At 64.7% G+C, this 18,660-nt stretch carries 14 protein-coding genes and 1 tRNA gene; 3 read left to right on the top strand and 12 right to left on the bottom strand.

Features of this window, described 5'->3' with window-relative positions; translation table 11 throughout:
• Window positions 1–62: 62 nt before the first annotated feature.
• The 3 genes from AC5JJ1_RS00370 to AC5JJ1_RS00360 all read right to left on the bottom strand — a co-directional run bounded on the left by AC5JJ1_RS00370 (window position 63) and on the right by AC5JJ1_RS00360 (window position 5,276).
• Window positions 63–1,583 carry a pentapeptide repeat-containing protein gene (locus tag AC5JJ1_RS00370; protein ID WP_495783129.1) on the bottom strand — a complete coding sequence of 507 codons (1,521 nt, stop codon included), beginning with the start codon at window positions 1,581–1,583 and terminating at the stop codon, window positions 63–65.
• A gap of 988 nt (window positions 1,584–2,571) precedes the next feature.
• Window positions 2,572–3,282, bottom strand: a complete 711-nt coding sequence (locus AC5JJ1_RS00365) for an HNH endonuclease (protein ID WP_495783128.1) — start codon at window positions 3,280–3,282, stop codon at window positions 2,572–2,574.
• A 329-nt stretch (window positions 3,283–3,611) separates the two neighbouring features.
• A complete protein-coding gene (locus tag AC5JJ1_RS00360; RefSeq protein WP_495783127.1) occupies window positions 3,612–5,276 on the bottom strand; it encodes a calcium-binding protein in 1,665 nt (554 codons plus the stop codon).
• 256 nt (window positions 5,277–5,532) lie between these two features.
• Here AC5JJ1_RS00360 and AC5JJ1_RS00355 point away from each other — a divergent pair, with 256 nt between their 5' ends.
• The 3 genes from AC5JJ1_RS00355 (at window position 5,533) to AC5JJ1_RS00345 (ending at window position 8,328) form a co-directional block, all read left to right on the top strand.
• Window positions 5,533–5,742: a hypothetical protein gene (locus AC5JJ1_RS00355; protein WP_495783126.1), complete on the top strand. Its 210-nt coding sequence runs from the start codon at window positions 5,533–5,535 to the stop codon at window positions 5,740–5,742.
• A gap of 404 nt (window positions 5,743–6,146) precedes the next feature.
• Window positions 6,147–6,905, top strand: coding sequence for a peptidoglycan-binding domain-containing protein (locus tag AC5JJ1_RS00350; RefSeq protein ID WP_495783125.1), 759 nt, complete (start codon window positions 6,147–6,149; stop codon window positions 6,903–6,905).
• Window positions 6,906–7,362: 457 nt separating this feature from the next.
• Window positions 7,363–8,328 (top strand): tyrosine-type recombinase/integrase, encoded by a 966-nt coding sequence (locus AC5JJ1_RS00345; RefSeq protein ID WP_495783124.1) that lies wholly within the window; start codon window positions 7,363–7,365, stop codon window positions 8,326–8,328.
• A gap of 111 nt (window positions 8,329–8,439) precedes the next feature.
• Here the strand turns inward: AC5JJ1_RS00345 and AC5JJ1_RS00340 are convergent.
• The 9 genes from AC5JJ1_RS00340 to AC5JJ1_RS00300 form a co-directional block, all read right to left on the bottom strand.
• Window positions 8,440–8,516 (bottom strand) — tRNA-Arg (locus AC5JJ1_RS00340).
• An 89-nt stretch (window positions 8,517–8,605) separates the two neighbouring features.
• Complete coding sequence (locus AC5JJ1_RS00335) at window positions 8,606–9,895, bottom strand: cytochrome c peroxidase (protein ID WP_495783123.1); 1,290 nt, start codon at window positions 9,893–9,895, stop codon at window positions 8,606–8,608.
• A complete protein-coding gene (locus tag AC5JJ1_RS00330) occupies window positions 9,877–11,262 on the bottom strand; it encodes a hypothetical protein (RefSeq protein WP_495783122.1) in 1,386 nt (461 codons plus the stop codon). Before AC5JJ1_RS00330 ends, AC5JJ1_RS00335 begins: the two co-directional genes overlap by 19 nt.
• Window positions 11,259–12,071, bottom strand: coding sequence for a 4-helix bundle domain-containing protein (locus tag AC5JJ1_RS00325; RefSeq protein ID WP_495783121.1), 813 nt, complete (start codon window positions 12,069–12,071; stop codon window positions 11,259–11,261). Before AC5JJ1_RS00325 ends, AC5JJ1_RS00330 begins: the two co-directional genes overlap by 4 nt.
• Before the next feature lie 206 nt (window positions 12,072–12,277).
• Entirely contained in the window at window positions 12,278–13,486 is a 1,209-nt protein-coding gene (locus AC5JJ1_RS00320) for an acyl-CoA dehydrogenase family protein (protein WP_495783120.1), read from the bottom strand.
• 82 nt (window positions 13,487–13,568) lie between these two features.
• Window positions 13,569–15,197, bottom strand: coding sequence for a nickel ABC transporter ATP-binding protein NikE (nikE, locus tag AC5JJ1_RS00315; protein ID WP_495783119.1), 1,629 nt, complete (start codon window positions 15,195–15,197; stop codon window positions 13,569–13,571).
• Window positions 15,194–16,039, bottom strand: a complete 846-nt coding sequence (locus AC5JJ1_RS00310; protein ID WP_495783118.1) for an ABC transporter permease — start codon at window positions 16,037–16,039, stop codon at window positions 15,194–15,196. The genes nikE and AC5JJ1_RS00310 overlap by 4 nt, the downstream gene beginning before the upstream one ends.
• Window positions 16,036–17,058 carry an ABC transporter permease gene (locus AC5JJ1_RS00305; RefSeq protein ID WP_495783117.1) on the bottom strand — a complete coding sequence of 341 codons (1,023 nt, stop codon included), beginning with the start codon at window positions 17,056–17,058 and terminating at the stop codon, window positions 16,036–16,038. Before AC5JJ1_RS00305 ends, AC5JJ1_RS00310 begins: the two co-directional genes overlap by 4 nt.
• A gap of 1 nt (window position 17,059) precedes the next feature.
• Window positions 17,060–18,655 (bottom strand): ABC transporter substrate-binding protein, encoded by a 1,596-nt coding sequence (locus tag AC5JJ1_RS00300; protein ID WP_495783116.1) that lies wholly within the window; start codon window positions 18,653–18,655, stop codon window positions 17,060–17,062.
• Window positions 18,656–18,660: the final 5 nt, after the last annotated feature.

The following is an 18,660-nucleotide window of genomic DNA, read 5'->3' as shown; positions in this document are numbered from 1 at the left end:
CCGTGCCGAGAGGCGCGGGTCTTTCGTGCTGTTTTACGAGCTACATCACGCCCGACCACCTCCTACATCGCCTTCTTCAGCGCCTCGACGGCGACGGCTACGCCGATCTTCTCCGCGACCCCCAGCGTCCACTTACCGGCGTTTTGGAGGTATCGAAGGGCGGTCTGGCCGTCGCCTTTGGCAGCCGCCTCTTCAGCGTCGGCAACTACGCCGATTGCCTTGTCCTGCTCGCGCGTCCCCGTAGCCTCGCCTTTCAAGGCCGTGCGCAGAAATCCTAGCTCTTCCGCGAGCTTCGGTAGATCAATGCCGCCCTGGATTTGCTGGAAGGTGTTGTCGTGGGCGTGTGCATCAGGACCAACCGCTCCGGCCTGTCCCGTAACGTTGTAGATGTCTCGGCTCATGTTGGGGCCCTCAATCGCTGTTGGCGCGTTCGGATGATAGATGTGGTTCTCTTGTCTCGGCAGCGCCAGGAACTCGGCGATTTTCGAAACTCCTGCTGATACGATCGAGTCGAGGCGTTGCTGAAGGCGATCTCGTTCATCAACAATACACTCCAGCTTGGCCTGAATCCGCACGAGATCCTGCCCGAAGACCTCAGAGCTACGGCCTAAGCGATCCTCCACCATGATTGTAACCAAAGCACCGCCTGCGTCATCACGTATCGATTGGACACGGAGCGTGCTGCCGGGGTGTTCAGCCTGTAGGCGTTCTACAATGAGCGGTAGCGCAAGCAGATCAATCGAGGACATCCCGCCAGGGTAGTGCAGCATGATGCGCGGCCTCTCAGCGAAGATGCGCTCAAACTCGCCTTCCTCGTAAAAAGTCGGCGCTTCACCTCTTCGGTCCCAAAAGACGCGCTGACAAGTTACACCTTTGATCGACCAACCTGCGCGCTGAGTCTCCCAAAGCCTTGCTCCGGTCAGGTCAGCGTTATCAAGTCGAGCATCAATTAGATTCGCAAGCCTGAGGTCTGCACGGCTGAGACTCGCTCCAGAGAGATTCGCTCCCCTAAGATTTGCCGCATAAAGGTTCGCCCGAGAAAGCGACGCGTCGACTAAATGCGCTTCTCGGAGGTCCACTTTAGCGAGATTTGCCTTGTCGAGATTCGTCTGACCAAGGTCTGCTCCGTGCAGATTTGCTTCAGTGAAATCCGCCCCACAGAAGTCCGCCCCGCCAAGGCTCGCCCCGCTCAAATCAGCTCCAACAAGTTCTGCCTCGACCAAATCGGCGGCTTGAAGGTTTGCATTGACTAGGGTTGTTGAGTGGAGGCTGGCTTCAGCGAGGCGCGCACCGCGAAGGTTAGCCCCGCGGAGATCCGCCCCACCCAAATCTGCTCCCCGAAGGTCAGCCCCAGCGAGGTCGGCTCCGCCAAGGAGCACATTACGCAAATCGGCGTCCGTTAAGTTTGTTTCGATAAAACGCGCCCCAATGAGGTTCGCTCCTCGAAGATTCACCTTCGCAAGCTGCGCTCCATCGAAGTCCACGTCACCCAAGTCGGGCTTTACCGAGGGCTCTGCTGCCCTCCATGCATTCCAAGTCTCGACACCTCGTCGCAGCAAATCAAAGTGATTCGTATTCGTCATCGTAACGATACTCACAAGCTCACATGAGCATACATCGAATAACATGCTTGAGGCAGTTCTCTTCGCGACCACCGCATCATTGCCCCCCGCTGTAATTATAGCTGCCTCTCATCACTGGTACCGATCAAATTGGACCTCAGCACAATCCCCCACAAACATTTGCGAGGTCAGGTGCGCGACCCCTTCCTTTTTGACGCTTTGAGCAATTCCCCGAAGCGCAGAATGGAACCCACAAATGCTTCTCTATCATTACACCGCTCACGAATGCTGGCCCTCGATTACTAGGGAGGGCATCAACAAGGGCGAAGTCGCGCTTGGGCCGCACGATTGGCTCAACGCCGTATGGCTCACTTCGGACAGGTCAACGGACGGGCACGGGCTTTCGGGCGGCTGTCCAGTAACACCGGAGGATGCTCAATTCCTCCGGCTGCCGTGGACTGATGATTTGGTATGGCCGAACACGCGCGCAGTGCGGCTGACCGTGAAGGTCCCCCACGGCGACCGTTCGCTCGTTTCCTGGAAGTCGTGGGCGAACAAGCACGTCTGCCCGAAGTGGCGCAAGCCGTATGAAGAGGCCGGTGGCGGACGCGCCAAGGCGAAGACCTGGTTCATCTATTGGGGCGTGGTCCCACCTGCTTGGATCGTTCAAAAGGAGGACCTCCTCCCACCTCCTTACTGCGACCCCCCCATGATCCTTGTGTCGCCGCGTAGGCGAGGTGACACGCCTTAGCCACCCACACCCACACTCCGTACGGTGTGGGTGTTTTGCGGCCCCTCACTGTCAGAGTCGGAGTCTGTCTTCGCCTTCAGCTGACATGCCTGATCCCACGCCTTGCGCTCCTCGGCAGTGAAGTAGCTGGGGGCGACTGGGAAGCCGTAGGCAGGCTTGGGCGCCTGGGTGTTGACGCGGCAATTCTGAAGCGTGCCTTGGAGCTTTTTGATTTCGTCTGGTAGTCGACTTCGAGCCATACGGCTATTTACCAGTATCCTAACTCAGCCGAATCCGACACTCGGCGATCAGAGTTCGGTAAGCTTCGGCAAGATCGCGAGCCGCTAGGTTCATATCAAGATGTGCTTTGCGCCGACGTTCTGGAGCTGTGCTGCGCCAATCATCCGGAAGCTTCAAGATACCAGGCCTCCGCTCGACGCTGAACGTGTTTGCTAATACCACCTCAAGGAACGCGTCTATGCGGGATACGAGTCCTGCGCGAAGCCCTTCAAGGTCAGCATCAAGGAACTGGAACGTTGGATCTCTCCGCCTGTCGAGGAAGTTGTCGAAAGGCGCAAGACTTTTCTGCCAGAAGAAAGCACCGAAGTCGTGCTCATCAACGAATTGCACTGCTTGCCAAGGCAGTGCCTCCTGGATCTCATGGAACAGGGATTTATCAGCCGGCTTCTTGTCGTAGTCGGATCGCACAGCAGGTGAGGCACGCATCTTCTCGTACCAAAGGTCGCGGTGCTGTCTTAGCTCCTGTGAGGTATACTTCGTACCCTTGGGGTGCTTATGGTCGTAGCTTGTTTGGTCTGCATGGCAGTCTAAGCACAGCGGGATCGCGTTGTCGAAGTCGTCCTTTCCGCCCTCGCTAGCAAGCTGCATGTGGTGTAGCTCGATCTTCGTTCCTGCAAACTTGTGGCAGATGCAGCAGTGGCGGCCACACGCGACCAGCGCCGCCACCTTTACTGAAGCCGGAAATGACATCTCCACCCGCCCCTTAACCCAACCTGTCGTTATCGTCGCACTATGCGTTAAACCATGCGTTGTGGAAAAGGTTCGTCAATTGCACTGGCAGGAAACTGACTGGGGGGCGATAGCTCTATGGATGGTTGCTAGCTTTGAAGGGGCATATGCCCCCTGCCCTTACCCCTGAGGGTGCCCTAGGAGCCCCTACGCGCCCCTCACAGGATCACTGAGATGGGTCAACTGCAATGCGCTACGCGGACACAGCTTTGAGGGCGAGGGTGCTCTCTGGCTATCACAGACGACGAAGCCGGGCCTTTGGGCCCGGCTTCCTTCTGACTGAGTGGCAGTCAGATGATGACGTTCAAATCATCCATCCCAAAGTAGTTGTCGGCGTGGAACTCAACTTTGTCCACGCCTTGCAGGTTCAGGTACTTGTAGTCAAACACCCCCTTGCCAACGTCTAGGACCAGGTCGTACTTGAGTACGCCGTCATTGTAGCCTTTAACCGATACTGCAAGGTGGTCGATGTTGGCCGAGGAGAAGAGGCCCTGGGTCAGCGAGAAGTCGCTGCCATCGGCTCGCTGCATGACGATCGGATCGCCAGGGTTGCCCGGGTAGCCAGGCAGATCGAGGTTTTGGGCTGGGATCGCCTCGGCAAAGAATGCGAGGTTGCTACCGTTTGCCCTGTAGCCAAGGGCGCCACCCTCGACGGGATTGTAGACGCCCATCTGCGTGAAGGTAAAGCCGCCATAGGTGATGAGTGGCTGTTCCTGTCCGTCAGCAAGCGTTGCAGCGTCCTCAAAGGTCAACCAACCCTCAGAATACACCTTCTCGAATCCGGAGACCTTGGCGCCAATGGTGCCGAAGTCAAAGCTCTCCCAAGGCCGGCTCGCCATCAGTGCTTTGTAGGCCGTGAACTGCTGCTGGAAAGCTGCGGAACCCATCTCGCTGCCAACATTCAAGCGCAGCACATCCTGGCCGTTGCCGCCATCAACAATATCGAGTGGGCCACCTACAGGACTGTTTTTCTGGATTACTACCAGATCATCGTTGTCGCCAGCAAAGACCGTGTCTTGGTTCGTATCGGTATACAGGATCACGAAATCATTGCCAGCATCGCCCGTGATAAAGGTCGAGCCGCCCTGTGATACGATTAGATCGTCACCAGCGCCCGCAAAGATTTGGCCGCTGCTCTCTCCAGCATAAATCTGGTCGTTGCCGTCATCGCCAGTGATGAAATGTTGGCCAAAAGCGGCTCGGATAGAGTCATCGCCGGCCCCTCCGAAGATCGTGTTGTTACCTATACCGGAATGAACAGTGTCGTTGCCTGCATCGCCAACCACGAGGTTGGAGCCGATACCAGCATTGATGTAATCATTACCGGAGCCAGCATAGACCGTGTCGTTACCATCGCCAGCATCGATGGTATCATTGCCACCATCGCCGGATACACTGTCATCACCTTCCCCGGAGACGATCAAATCACCATCGTCACCACCAAAGACAGTGTCCTTGCCGCCAAAGGTCCAGATCTCGTCGCTGCCGCGGCCACCAACGACACTGTCATTGCCGTCCAGTGCGACGATATAATCGCCACCTTCGCCGCCATCGACCACGTTGTTGCCGGCCTTGGCGAGGATGTAATCGCCACCGGCCTCACCGTAGAGGGTGTCGTTGCCGTCGGCTGCCTCGATGTAGTCATTGCCGATGCCGCCGAACATCACCGCAGCTTCGGTGCCGAACTGGTCTTTCAGGACGTCGTCGCCGTCGCCACCATAAAGGGTGTCAAGGCCAGCGCCACCAATTAGTGTATCATTACCAGCATTGCCGAAGAGTTGGTCATTACCATCGCCGCCTTCCAAGGAGTCATGAAGGTGTGACCCATTCACGCCATCATTGCCTCCCATGGCGTTGATCCAAAGACCGTCGACGCCATTGGCGATGTCTTGCGCCGTGATGACGTCACTCATCCACTCGGAACCATTGGTGCCGTTTTTGATCTTCTTTGACATGTCTGGTCCCACCTGCACGCGGGCTTGATTACTCCGCGCTGCGCACATCCCAGGGGCGCTATCGGAATGATGCTAGATCTTAACAATTAGTCAACGTTTAATGCTACAAAGTTGCATTAAATCACTAAATTGAGACAAGTTATGGCAGGACCCGACGCGAGTGACGGCGAGGCCGTAGAGTGTGTCGGTTGTATCCACAGAAAGAGGTTTGTGGAACAATCTTGAACTCTGACTCAGTTCGTGATTTGTTCTCATCATGGCCGACGATGAAAAACTCCTCATGCTTGCCGACCTGCAAGAGGTCACTTGTTGCATTCAGTATGCGCTGGGCTGGGATGCGAGCGGCAAACCAAGAGGCGTCAAGCTTAGAGCCAACGACCATCTGACTGCGCAGTGGCTGGTGGAACACCTGATCCGCAGTCGCTTCGTCGTAATGCGCCGCCCGCCGCTGCGCAACCATGCCTAGGCGGCGGGCTGCCGATCCCGAGGCGTTGAGCGAGGTCGAGTTGGCTGACCTGGCTGATGCCCTCTACTCGGCCCTGTGCTTCGACGAGAAGGGCAAGCAGCGGTCGTGGCAAGAGAGGGTGGATGCCCTAGCTACGGCTGAGTGGCAGGCTCGCTTTCTGCGTGACAGGCGCTTCGTGGTGCTGCGGAAGTCAGCGCCTAGGCGGCGACCCACTTGACTCGGAAGGATTCAAGCGCAAACCGCGATGGTGAACACCGAAGTTGTGATACAAGCTTATGGTTGATCAACACAGGCAGTTTGCGATGGGCGTGGCGCGATTTTCGGGGGCTTGGCTTCTCGTCTTGGGGCTGACGTTTGCTGCCTCTGCATCACCTCAGACATACACGCGGGCTCAGATTGAAGCGATGGACGAGGCCAGCGCCAACCGCCTCAGCTACCTCGCTATGATCCGGGCATTTGAACCAGCTCGCGTTGGCGCACATCGATTTTTGGTACAGCGAGGCTTAGCTCAGCTTGGCTATGGTAGTTTCGGCATTGAGGACGCGTCGGACGAGCAGTTGCGCGAGGCTGCGGGTGCCTTCCAACGCCGGATCGGAGCGCCTGTATCAGGTGAGCTGACTGTCGAGCAAGTTCGGCGAGTCAATGAGGCAGTCAAGCTACTCAGCTCTCCACCAATTAATCTTGGGCCGAAAAGGGTGCGGGGAGTCGAAGGCTACGTCGTCGCTGAAGGCACTTGGACGGAACCGACCGAAGGACACGCTATCCCGCTCAACAGTGCAAGGATTGAGTGCAGTCAGGAAAAGCGAATCTGCACGGAGTCGTTTTCATACGTGGACCTTGGCTCAGGTTTGATCTCGCTACACTCCTTCATCAACGAATATCAGATCATGCGATGGACAAGCACTGAGATACAGGCTGAGATCGCTCATCTGTGCGTCACAAACACCTTATACATCGACACGCGCGCAAAGAGGGTCACGATGCTGCGTAGAAGCAGGTCAGACTCTACATGCTCTGCGGAGCAATATGTGAATAGCAAAGTCTTTGCGCTGGATGATGGCAGTGAGATTGGCCGACTGTTTACACAGCGGCGCTTCCAATCAGGCGTATTGGACATCATAAATCCAGCCCTCTGGAGTAGATACGAGAGTACCTTCCGCTAAGGTGGTCCACTAGCAGGGTCAGCCGTGCTGCCCTGCATTCTCGGCTTTGGTCTTCTGGCTTTGGTAGCATTTGCAAAGGCTTCGAAGGTTGGTCGCATCGAGCCTGCGATCCGGTGCGACCTTCGTCGGGCAGAAAATGTTGCTGAGCAATGCTAGCGGATGCACTTCTAACAAGGCTCCAGCCACTATAGCGACACACCCTGACTGCCTTTTTGCCCCCGCCGGACGTGCGGGGTTGCAGTTAGGAGTAACCAAATGATTCCCCTCATCGTGAAGCTCGTCGCAGCATCAGCAGCGGCACACGTGTTGTGCTGTTCCGGCTTCGGTCTAAAATTCGTGCCCCACATTGGCCGGACGGGTATCGAGCATGCCACGCACTAAGCTCCAAACCCCCAACTTCAACCTCCAGCGGCGTGCAGACGGGTATTACGACATCCGCTACACTGAGAATGGCAGGGTGAAGAACAAGGCTACGGGAACCAAAGACCCGAATGAGGCCGAGGCATTCAGGGCAAGGTTCGTCCATGACTACCGTAAGCCGAGCGTGTCAAAGCGCCCCACCTTGGCGGAAGTCTGTGATGCCTACGTGGCGTACCGCTCACCTCTGATTGCCTCTCCGAAGACGCTTCCTTACTCGTACGGCCCAATCAAGCGGCACCTGGGGTCATTGTACGCCGATGTCATTACTCAGACGACGGTAGACAGCTACATCGAGACCCGCGAGGACGAACCGGTAGAGCGTAAGGCGGGGCGCTGGAAGGGTGATCCGGTAAGCGAGGCGACGATCAGCAAGGAACTTCGGGCACTACGCGCCGCGCTGAATTGGGCGGCTTCCGAACGGCTGATTGAACGCCTGCCGACTTTTCGCATCGAGGTGTCGAGCGGAGACACGCGCCTGCGTTGGATCACGAAGGAGGACGCCAATAAGCTGGTGGCTGAAGCAGCGCCACACCTCGCCCTCTTCATTCTGCTTGCGCTCGCCACGGCAAAGCGGCGGGAGGCAATCCTCTCCCTGACCTGGGACCGCGTCAGCCTGCATATGCAGGGACATGAGTTCATCAACTTTGGTGAGGACATTGAAAACAAGCGGCGGGGCTCCACGCCCATTGCAGGTCAGGGGAGGCTGATTGAAGCCCTCAAAGCAGCCAAGGCCACGGCCGCGAGCCACTATGTGATCGAATACCGGGGCGAGAGGGTGAAGGACGTCAAAACTGCCATGGCGGCGGCCTGCCGCCGCGCGGGAGTCGAGGAGATTAGCGCCCATGTTTTGAAGCATACGGCGATTACGTGGATGGTCCACGGCGGGATGACGTTTGAGGAGATTGCGAAGTTCACCAGCACGTCGAAGGAGGTAATCGAGCGGGTCTACGGACACCACTCGCCAGCCTTCGTCGCCGGTGCAGCCAAGGCTCTAGCGTTCTAGCGGCGTTCTCTGGTTGTATCCGCTAAGTACCGGAATTCTGCGATCCTCGCAAAAATTGAAAAGGCACCCTAACCGGGTGCCTTTTTAAGTGCTTGATTTCAATGAAGAAAATGGCGGACCCGATACGATTCGAACGTACGACCTTTGCCTTCGGAGGGCAACGCTCTATCCAGCTGAGCTACGGGTCCAGCGCGCCCTTCCCTTAGCCCAGCCCGCCGCCGGACGGAAGCCCCCAAGAGCGCAAACCCCGATCGGGGCGGCTTGCGCGGCAGCCAGCCTACCCGCCCCTCCGCCGCGCCGGCCGCGGATAGTTCGCCACCATCCGCTCCGCCATGTCGTGATAGGCGTCGAGCGCCGCGCCCGCCTCCGCCCGCCGCCCCGCCTCGGCCAGCGCCGCCACCCGCTCCAGCCCGCCATCGAGCGCGCCGTAGTCGAGCGGCACCTCCTTGTGCCGGTCCGGCCGCGCGGCGAGCCGCAGCGCATCACCCTGCGGAAAGGCCCGCGCCACCCGCTGCATCTCCGCCTTCACCGTGTCCACAACGAAGCGCGTCAGCCGCGCATCGCCCCGCCGCAGCGTCTCGTCGAGCAGCCCGACATAGGCGGCAAGCTCCCCCATCTCGAGCCGGAAGGTCGCCGGCCGTGCCGCATCCTCCACCGTCGCCGCGGCGTCGAGGAAGGCCAGCACGTCCGCCCGCTCCTGCGCGGTCATACCCGGAGCCGGCGATTCGCGTCCCGAGGGCGTCCCCTCGGGACGATCGCGGGCAGGCCCGGCCGCATGCCCGTCGACCGCCGCCGCCAGGTCCGCCCAGCGCCCGTCATGGCCGTAGGGCGCGCTGTCGGCCGCATTGAGCAGCGTCGGCGTGCGGAAGCGCCCGTCCGTGCCGACGTCATGCGCCCGCCCGTCGGTGAAGCCCGTCCCCGGCTGGTGGCAGGCCGCGCATTGCGCGGCGAAGACCCGCTCGCCCCGCCGCTCCGCCTCGCTTCCCCCATCGGCCAGCCGCCCGTCGCCGGTCAGCCGCTCATTCGGCAGGAATTCGAACTCGTTCATGTAGGCGACGAGCGCATCGAGGATCGCCGGCGCCGGCTCCTCGCCGCCGAACTCGACGACGATCACATGCCGCGCGAACTCGCGCAGCGAGGCGATCCGCCCGTCCCGCCCATAGGGCGCCAGGTAGCGGATGCCCCTGAGGCTCGGGATGTCGACATGGTTCTCGACGCCGTCCTCCGCCGCCGGGTTGAACAGCCCGCCCGTCGGGTCGAGGCCCCCCGGCCGTGCCGAATGCCCGGGGATGAAGAAGTCCGGATTGTTGTGCCCGTTCACATGGCAGGAGTTGCAGGAGATCCCGGCCGACCGCGCCGGTTCGCCGAAAAGCAGCGGCGAGGAGAAGGCGGTGTTGCCCAGCGCCACGAGGAAGGACTGCCGCCCGCCGGCGATCTCGCTCCGGAGCAGCTGCGCTGGAAAGCGCCCCACCGCCGGCTCCGTCACGGAACCCTCCGGCAGGTCCGCCGCCCCCAGCAGCAGGGCGAAGGCGGCGACCGCCCCCCGCTTCAGAATTTCCAGGCCCACCCGAGAAGCCCCCCGAAATCATTCGCAGCGATGCCCGCCTCCCGCAGCCGGCGCCACCCCACCGTGAGAGAGGCGCTGCGCAGGACCGGATAGGGCACCACGAAATAGAGGTCGTAGGTGAGGCTCGCCGTATTCTCCGTCCGCCTCCCCCGTGCGCCCTCCGACTTGTCCTCGTTGCGGTTGGTCAGGTAGGCGTAGGACACCGTCCAGGGCGTCCGCCGCAGGTCGAACCCCGCCGTTACCCAGTCGGAGTTCCGGTCGCGGAACCCGCCCGCCTGGTCGAGCCGGGTATACTCCGCAAAGGGCGCCGCCGTCAGCCGCATCGGCAGCGGGATGGTCCAGAAGGCCCCCGCGCTGAACCCGCGCTCCGTCCCCGACCGCCCGGCCTCCGCCGCATCCTGCCCCGGCCGCCGCGCCGACCAGGAGAGGGTATAGCCCGCCTGCCCCCGCGGCATGGGGATGCCGTACCCCGCGAGCGACAGCACCGTGCCGCCGAGGAAATCGGTATTGTCCGGCCCGCCCGTCCCGCGCCGGTTCCGCCAGCGGAAGGCGGTGCGCGTCACGGCCTCTCCCGTATCCGGGTCGACCGCGCTGCGGCTTTGCGCCCAGCGCGGGTTGAAGCCGGAGGAGGAGAGGATCGAGCGGTCCGCCTGGAAGAACTCCGCCATGAAATTGTGCGAGCCGATCGTCGAGGTCAGCCCGAGCAGGTCGGAGGCCCAGAGCCGCGCCCCGACGCCGATCTTCTCGGTGATCTCGTACTCCTGGCCGAAATCCGTGCCGAACAGCCCCGGCCCCCGGTCCCAGGCGCTGCCGAAGCGGGGATGGATCTTGCCGCCGAAGAGGTCCAGCACCCCCCGGCTCCAGGTCAGGTAGAGCTCGTCCGCCCAGAGCGCCTGGTCGCGGAAGAACCGCCCCCGCCCGTCCGGCGCGGCGTCGTTCGGCTCCAGCCGCAGCACCCCGTTCACCGCGAAGCCGTAGGGCAGCAGCAGGTAGGCGGCCGCCAGCGATTCGGTGAAGAGGTCGCCATAGGCGCGCTGCTGCCGCCGGCGGCCGTTGATGTCGAGCTCCAGCGTGGTCTGGATCTCGCCGCCGAAGACGACGTCATCGCCGCCGCCGCGGGTCTGCGTGCTCGTCCGGTCCGCGACGCCGGGCCCGACATTGCGCATCTGCGCCATGGCGGGGGCGACGGGCAGGAGCAGGGCGAGCAGCAGCGCGGGCAGGAGGCGCCGCGCCCTGCATTCCGGCGCGCCCCCGAACCGCGGTGCGGGGCGATCCGGCTGATCGCGTGCAGGGGCTCCATGGCCCCTGGCGGGAAGCGCGGAGGGGCAGCGTCCCTCCGTCCGGCAGGCCAGGCTCAGCAAGGTCACGCCTGCACGCGCTCCGCGATGGCCTGGATGCGGTTAGAGCGGCTGCGGACGGAGCTGACGCTGGTCGGCACGCGGCCGGGCGGCAGCAGCTCCGGATAGGCGATGCGGCGCAGATCCTCGAGGATGGCCTCCGCCTCGGCCCATTCCGCCTCGGCCTGCCCGCCGGCGCGGCACTCCTTCGCGGTGTTCGCCGCGTAGAAGAGAAAGCCCATGCTGTCATGGTATTCCACGACATTGACGATGCGGCCGCGCTCGATGCTCTCGCCGTAGTCGGAGGCGACGTCGTAGACCATCATCGCCACATGGCCGAGCATGAAGCGCGGGCTCGCCCGGAAGGCCGGGTTGATCGCCGCCTTCGCGGCGGCAAGCTTCGGCAGGAGGCTCTGCCAGGCCGCGCCGAACCGCCCGGCCGTGCCGGTATTGCCGCCCTCGGCCCAGGCCTCCATCGCCTGCAGCTCCGCCTCGAAGCCCTCGACCTTGCGGCGGGCCATGCGCGGCTCCAGCCAGGTGTAGAGCTCGCGGATCGGATGCCCGAAATGCGGCACCGCGAGCCGGGCCTGCCCCGCCTCCAGCAGCCGCCGCCCGACGAGCAGATGGCCCTCGAGCAGGCCGACCTTCTCCAGGTAATCGGCATCCACCGCCGAAGGCGTCGAGGTGTCCCGCTCCTGCAGTTCGGCGACGCGGCGCAGGCCGCCGCGGCAGATCGGCGTGTCCGGCAACAGGGCCGGCGCCCCCGGCATCGCCATGGCGCGAAGGGCTGAGCCGGCGCCGATCAGGGCCGGGAGGGCGAGGAGGAATCGTCGCTGCATGGGACCACCGCGAGTGCGAACTACTCGCAGTTCGTTAGAGGATCAGCGCTCCCGCTCGCAACCTTGCAAAGTCCAGAGATTACAGCGCTGACATCCTCCATGGGCCAAGGTTGCAGCGAGGTTGGACGCCACGACACCCAGGGCCGCCATTCTTGCGACAAGCCGCCGCAAGCATGGCAAGGATTTCATCTCGCCGAAGCCGCCTCTCAGAGGAAGGCGACCGTCTGCTCCGTCCCCAGCAGGTGCCGCCCCACCATCTCCAGATGCCACGGGCTGGCCTGGAGGTGCTGCGAGACGCACATCGCATCGCGGAACCGCCGCTCGAAGGGCTCGGATTCGAGGATCGCCGTGGTCCCCCCGGCTCGGTAGCAGGCGATGGAGACCTCGGTCGCATCCCCCATCACCGTCGTCGTGGCGAGGCGCATCGCCATGCGGGCATCGAGGCTGAGCGCGCCCGTCGCCTCCGCCTCCACCCAGGCCTCCCGCACCGTCCCCAGCAAGTACATCCGGCAGGCCCGAAGCCGTGCCTCCAGCCGGGCGACCTCCGACTGCACGCAGTGGTTCTCCTTCATCGGCTGCGCCGCCGCCCGCGCCGCCTTGCCGCGGGCGAGCGCGACGTAGCGGTCGAGCAGCCCCCGCGCCGTTCCCAGCGCCACCGCGGCGAAGCCCGTCGCGTAGCAGAGATGCGAGGAGAAGAGCGTCACCGGCCCCCGCTCCTGCCGCCCCTCCGGCTTGTCGCGGAAGCAGGCATGGCTTTCGGGGACGAAGAGGTCGCGCACCTCGTAGCTGTCGCTGCCCGTGCCGCGCAGGCCGAGTGCCGCCCAGTCCTCGGTGATGCTGGCCTGTTCGCGCGGGAAGAGCACGGTGACGAATTCCGGGCGGCCGGCACGCACCGAGCCATCCGCCTCCGCCACCGGCACATGGGCGCCGAGCAGCCGCGCATGCCGGTTGCCGCTGGCGAAGTCCCAGCGCCCCGTCACCCGCCAGCCGCCCGCGACGGGCACCGCCGCCGCGCGGGTATGCTGCGCGCCCCAGGCCAGGCCGCACTCCCGGTCGCCGAAGAAGCGCCGCGCCACCTCCGGCGGAAGGTAGGTGGCGGAGCTCATCGCCGAGACGTTGCCCTGGTTCACGCACCAGGCGACGCTGGCATCGCCGATTGCCAGCGCCTCAATGATCTCGGCATAGACCGGCAGCGGCAGCGCCTGCCCGCCGATCTCGCGGCAGGTCAGCAGGCGGAAGAAATCATTGGCGCGCAAGGCCTCCAGCACCTCGGCCGGCAGCTCGCGCGCCTGCTCCATGGCCGGCCCGGCCGCCTCCAGCAGGGGGATCAGCGCCCGCGCCCGCTCCACCGGCCCGGCGGTGGAAAGCCTCTCCGGGGCCTCAGGCGCCAGCACGCCGAGTTCGGCAGCAGCCATGACCGGTCTCCTCCGAGATCAGCCGAAGCTAGTCACGCCCCCTCCCCCCGGCAAGCGACACGGACGGTCGATCGACCAAATTTCACCCCAGCGCCGGTTCCACCTCGGGCTCGAAATGCGGGATCGCCGCCAATAGCTCCGCCGTGTACCGGGCCTGCGGCGCGGCGAAGAGCGCCTGGCTCCGCCCCTCCTCCACGATGCGGCCGGCCTGCAGCACGATGGTGCGCTCGCACATCATCCTCACCACGTTGAGGTCGTGGCTGACGAAGAGATAGGCGAGCCCCGCCTCCCGCCGCAGCCGGTCCAGCAGGTGCAGTACGACGGCCTGCACCGAGACATCGAGCGCCGCCGTCGGCTCGTCGAGCACCAGGAGCCGCGGCCCCGGCGCGATCGCCCGCGCGATGCCGACCCGCGCCTTCTGCCCGCCCGAGAGCTGGTGCGGGAAGCGCCCGAGCAATTCGCCCGGCAGCCCGACCCGCCCGGCGCATTCCTCCACCCGCGCCCTGAGCGCCGCCCCCTCCCGCATCCCGAGCAGCCGCCGCAGCGGGTCGGCGATGGAGTCGAAGGCGGAGAAGCGCGGGTTGAGGCTCTCCCCATGGTCCTGGAAGACGAGCTGGATCTCGCGCCGCCACGGGCTCTTGTGGAACCGTCCGGCCGGGATGGCGCCGATCTCCTCCCCCTCGAAGCGGATGCTCCCCGCCGTCGGGTCGAGCAGCCGGCAAACCAGGCGCGAGAGCGTGCTCTTGCCCGAGCCGCTCTCCCCGACCAGCCCCAGGCTCTCCCCCGCATCGAGGTGGAAGGAGGCGCCCTCCACCGCCGCCGCGCCGCCGAACTCCTTGCGCAGCCCGGCGACCTCCAGCAGCCGCCGCCCCGTCGGCGCGACCGGCGCCGGCTCCGGCTCGCCGACCAGCCCGGCGACGGTCGAATCCCGCCGCGGCGAGGCCGCCACCAGCCGCCGCGTGTAGGAATGTCCGGGCGCGCCGAAGAGCCGCGCCGGCGCCGCCTCCTCCACCACCCGTCCCTGCTCCATCACCGCGATCCGCGCGCAATATTGCGCGGCGAGGCCGAGGTCATGGGTGATGAGCAGCATCGCCATCCCCCGCCGCGCCGTGGTCTCGGCGAGCAGGTCCATCACCGCCTTCTGGGTGGTGACGTCGAGCCCCGTGGTCGGCTCGTCGGCGATGAGCAGGCTCGGCTCGCAGGCGATCGCCATGGCGATCATCACGCGCTGGCACATGCCGCCCGAGAGCTCGTGCGGATAGGCTTCGAGCCGCCGCGCCGGCTCGCGGATGCGCACCGCCTCGAGCAGGGCCAGCGCCCGCTCCTGCGCCTCTCGCGCCGAGACCGCCTCATGCGCCCGGATCACGTCGGCGATCTGCAGCCCGACCGGCCGGATCGGGTTGAGCGCTGCGCGCGGGTTCTGGAAGATCATCGACATCGCCGCCCCGCGCAGCGGCGCCAGCACCCGCCGCCCGGCCCGGGTGATGTCCTCCCCGCGGAAGCGGATGCGCCCGCCGGTGATCCGCCCGGCCCGGTCCAGCAGCCGCATGACGCAGAAGGCCGTCACCGACTTGCCCGACCCGCTCTCGCCCACGACGCCGAGCGTCTCCCCGGCCGCGACCGCGAGCGAGACGCCCCTCAACGCCTCCACCACCCCGTTCCGCGTGCCGAATTCGACCCGCAGCTCGCCGACCTCGAGCAGCGCGCTCATGTCCGCATCCTAGGATCGAGGATATCCCGCAACCCATCGCCCAGCAGGTTGAAGCAGAGCACGGCGAACATCAGCGCCGCCCCCGGGCAGGCCACCAGCCACCACTTGCCCGTGGTGATGAAGCGCGCCCCCTCCGCCACCATGATCCCCCATTCCGGCGTCGGCGGCCTGACGCCGAGGCCGAGGAAAGAGAGCCCCGCCGCATTCAGGATCGCCCAGCCGAGATTGAGCGAGATCTGCACCGCCATCGCCGGCAGCACGTTCGGCAGCAGGAAGCGCAGCACCACCCGCGCATGGCTGTTGCCCGAGGCCCGCGCCGCCTCCACCCAGCCGAGGCCCCGCCTGACATTCACCTCCGCCCGGCTGAAGCGGATATAGAAGGGCAGGTTGATGATCGCCGTCGCATAGATGATGTTCTCCACCCGGTTGCCGAGCGCCGCCACCATCGCCATGGCGAGGACGAAGAGCGGAAAGGCCATCAGCACGTCGACGAAGCGCCCGACCCAGGCGTCGAGCCTGCCGCCCGCATAGCCGCAGAAGCTGCCGACCGTCGCGCCCACGAGGAAGGACAAGCTGACCGCCGAGGCGGCGATGGCGAGGTCGAGCCGTGCCGCCACCAGCACCCGGCTGAACACGTCCCGCCCCAACTGATCCGTCCCGAACCAATGCGCCGCGCTCGGCGCCTGCAGGGCATTCGGCACATCGGAGGCGATCGGGTCATAGGGGACGACCCAGGGCCCGAGCAGCGCCGCCAGCACCATCAGCCCGCAGCCGCACCCAGCCAGCAGGGTGACGGGATTGCCCCGCAGCACCCAACCCGCATGCCGCAAGGTCGCGCTCATCCGATCGAGACCCGCGGATCGGCGAGGCCGTAGAGCAGGTCCACCACCAGGTTCACCAGCACGAAGATCGAGGCCATCAGCAGCACGAAGCCCTGCACCGGCGCATAGTCGGAGGAGAGCAGCGCATCCAGCGCATAGGAGGCGACGCCCGGCCAGGAGAAGACCTTCTCCACCAGCACATTCGCGCCCAGCATGGTCGAGAAGACGATGCCCATGATGGTGATCACCGGCAGCAACGCATTTCGCAGCGCGTAGACGAGGATCACCCGCCGCCGCGACAGGCCGAGCGCCTCCCCCGTCCTGATGAAGTCGCTGGTCAGCACGGCAAGCATCGAGGCCCTGGTCATCCGCGCCAGAGGCGCCAGCACGAAGAGCGCCATGGTGCAGGCCGGCAGCACCAGCTGGCTCGCCGCCGCCCACCACGCCTCCCAGTCAGCCGCGAGCGCCGCGTCCACCAGCAGGAACCCCGTCACCTCCGGCGGCTGGGAGGCGAAGATGTCGATCCGCCCCGTCGGATCGGGCGCGAGGCCGAGCAGGTAGTAGAGCACATAGATCAGCAGCAGCCCCGAGACGAAGGTCGGCACGCAGACGCCCAGCGTGCAGAGCAGCCGGATCCCATGATCCACCACCGAGCCCGGCCTGAGCGCCGCGAGGATCCCGAGCGGCACCGCCAGCACCAGCGCGATCAGCAGCGCGCAGAAGGTGAGCTCCAGCGAAGCCGGCAGCCGGTTGCGCAGGTCGTTCAGCACCGGCTGCCCGGTGGTCATCGACCGCCCGAGATTCCCCGTGCCGATATCCCTTAGGTAGAGTACCAGCTGCTCCGGCACCGGCTTGTCGAGCCCCATCCGTCGCCGGATATCCTCGATCTCCGCCTGCCCCGCATTCGGCCCGGAGGCGAAGAATATTGCCGGGTCGCCCGGCAGCACCCGCATCAGCAGGAAGGTGAAGACCAGAACACCGAAAAGCGCCGGCAGCGAGGAGACGAACCGCCGCCCCGCCCGCCCCGCAACGCCCTTCATCTCAGACCCGCCGCAGGTCGCGGTAATCCACCTGCCGGTGGTACTGGTAGGTGTAGCCGTCGATGGCCTGCGTCATCACCGCATCCTGGTTCGGCTGCCAGAGCAGGATCAGCGGCACCTCCTCGGCCAGCACCGCGATCATCCGCTTGCAGAGCTTCTCATACTCTGCCGGGTCGCGCTCGAACCGCGCCTTGGCCGTCAGATCGTTGATCTCCGCATTGTTCCAGCTGCTGTAGTTCCAGCGCTGCTCGCCAGTGAAGAAGTTGCGGAAGAAGTAGTCGGTCGAAGGCAGCCAGGCGATCGAGGTCTCAGTGAGGAAGGGCAGCTTCTTTTCCGTCACCAGCGTCGAGATCTGCGCATCCGGCAGCTTCTGGATCTCGACGCGGATGCCGATGCGGGCGAGCGACTCCTTCACCAGCGCCGCCATCGGCTCGCTCGTCGCCGCCGAGCCGACATTGAAGGAGAAGGTGGTGTCCAGCCCGTTCGGATACCTGGCCTCCGCCATCAACGCACGGGCACGTTCCAGGTTGGTCTTGAACGGCATCGGCTGCGGGAAGCGCGCGGTCGGCGGCGTCTCGCTCCAATCGGCGCCGAACATTGCCGCCCCGCGCTCGAACAGCGCCGCCTTGAAGATGTCCTGGTAGGGCAGCGCCGCCGCCACCGCCTGGCGCAGCTTGATGTTGTCGAAGGGCGCCATCCGCGTGTTGAAGGCGACCATGGTGAAGGCGTTGAACTGCGGCGTGGACACCACCTTCACCCGCGGCCGCTGCGCCAGCGCCGACACGTCGCTCGCCTGCAGGTCGATGGACAGGTCCGCATCCCCCCGCTCGATCAGGTTGGCGCGCGTCGCCGCCTCCGGGATGGTCTGGTTGATGATCCGGCGAAAGAAGGGCAGCGGCCCGCCCTTCCAGTCGTCGTTGCGGCGGAGGATCACCTGCTCGCCCGGCTTGAAGCTCTCGACGCGATAGGCGCCGGACCCCGCCGCATTGTCCTTCAGCCAGGCCTGCGCCCAGGGATCGTCGGCGGTGGCATTCGCTTTCGCCACCTTGCTGTTGATGATCATGCAGTAGAGCGTGCAGAGATTGGGCAGCGCCAGCCGGTCCGGTCGCTCGACCTTTGCCTCGAAGGTATGCGCATCGACGACGCGGAACTGCTCCGGCTTCGTCCAGGACCCGGTCTGGATCTGCACCGCCGCCAGCGAGCGCGCCGTCACATGGCGGTCGAAGGACCACTTCACATCCTCCGCCGTCACCGGCGTCCCGTCGTGGAACTTGGCGTCGCGCCTGAGGTGGAAGGTGAAGGTCGTCCCGTCCGCGCTGGTCTCGACCCGCTCGGCGAGTTCGCCGCGGATGGTGTCCGGGTCGAAGACCCAGCCGGCGCCCGACTGCTTCCGTCCGAAACCCACCAGCCGGTCATAGACATTGACGCTGACGCCGAAGGCCTCGCGCGTCGAGCCGGGCATGGTCGGATCGAGCGTGTTGACGGTGTTCCCCGTCACCTGCCTGAGCGTCTCCGCCCGGCTCTGCGCCAGCGCCGGCCTGCCCGGCACCGCCAGCGCCGCAGCCCCTGCGAGAATGTCCCGACGCCCGATCCTCATGTCAT

This window comes from Belnapia sp., assembly GCF_059504005.1.
The sequence above is the reverse complement of the archived record's forward strand: the minus strand, read 5'-3'. Positions and strand labels throughout refer to the sequence as shown.

Bases quoted from the DNA above. Each gene is read 5' to 3' on its own strand.
- AC5JJ1_RS00370 (WP_495783129.1), bottom strand. From the start codon at position 1,583: ATGACGAATACGAATCACTTTGATTTGCTGCGACGAGGTGTCGAGACT.
- AC5JJ1_RS00365 (WP_495783128.1), bottom strand. From the start codon at position 3,282: ATGTCATTTCCGGCTTCAGTAAAGGTGGCGGCGCTGGTCGCGTGTGGC.
- AC5JJ1_RS00360 (WP_495783127.1), bottom strand. From the start codon at position 5,276: ATGTCAAAGAAGATCAAAAACGGCACCAATGGTTCCGAGTGGATGAGT.
- AC5JJ1_RS00355 (WP_495783126.1), top strand. From the start codon at position 5,533: ATGGCCGACGATGAAAAACTCCTCATGCTTGCCGACCTGCAAGAGGTC.
- AC5JJ1_RS00350 (WP_495783125.1), top strand. From the start codon at position 6,147: ATGGACGAGGCCAGCGCCAACCGCCTCAGCTACCTCGCTATGATCCGG.
- AC5JJ1_RS00325 (WP_495783121.1), bottom strand. From the start codon at position 12,071: ATGCAGCGACGATTCCTCCTCGCCCTCCCGGCCCTGATCGGCGCCGGC.
- AC5JJ1_RS00320 (WP_495783120.1), bottom strand. From the start codon at position 13,486: ATGGCTGCTGCCGAACTCGGCGTGCTGGCGCCTGAGGCCCCGGAGAGG.
- nikE (WP_495783119.1), bottom strand. From the start codon at position 15,197: ATGAGCGCGCTGCTCGAGGTCGGCGAGCTGCGGGTCGAATTCGGCACG.
- AC5JJ1_RS00310 (WP_495783118.1), bottom strand. From the start codon at position 16,039: ATGAGCGCGACCTTGCGGCATGCGGGTTGGGTGCTGCGGGGCAATCCC.
- AC5JJ1_RS00305 (WP_495783117.1), bottom strand. From the start codon at position 17,058: ATGAAGGGCGTTGCGGGGCGGGCGGGGCGGCGGTTCGTCTCCTCGCTG.
- AC5JJ1_RS00300 (WP_495783116.1), bottom strand. From the start codon at position 18,655: ATGAGGATCGGGCGTCGGGACATTCTCGCAGGGGCTGCGGCGCTGGCG.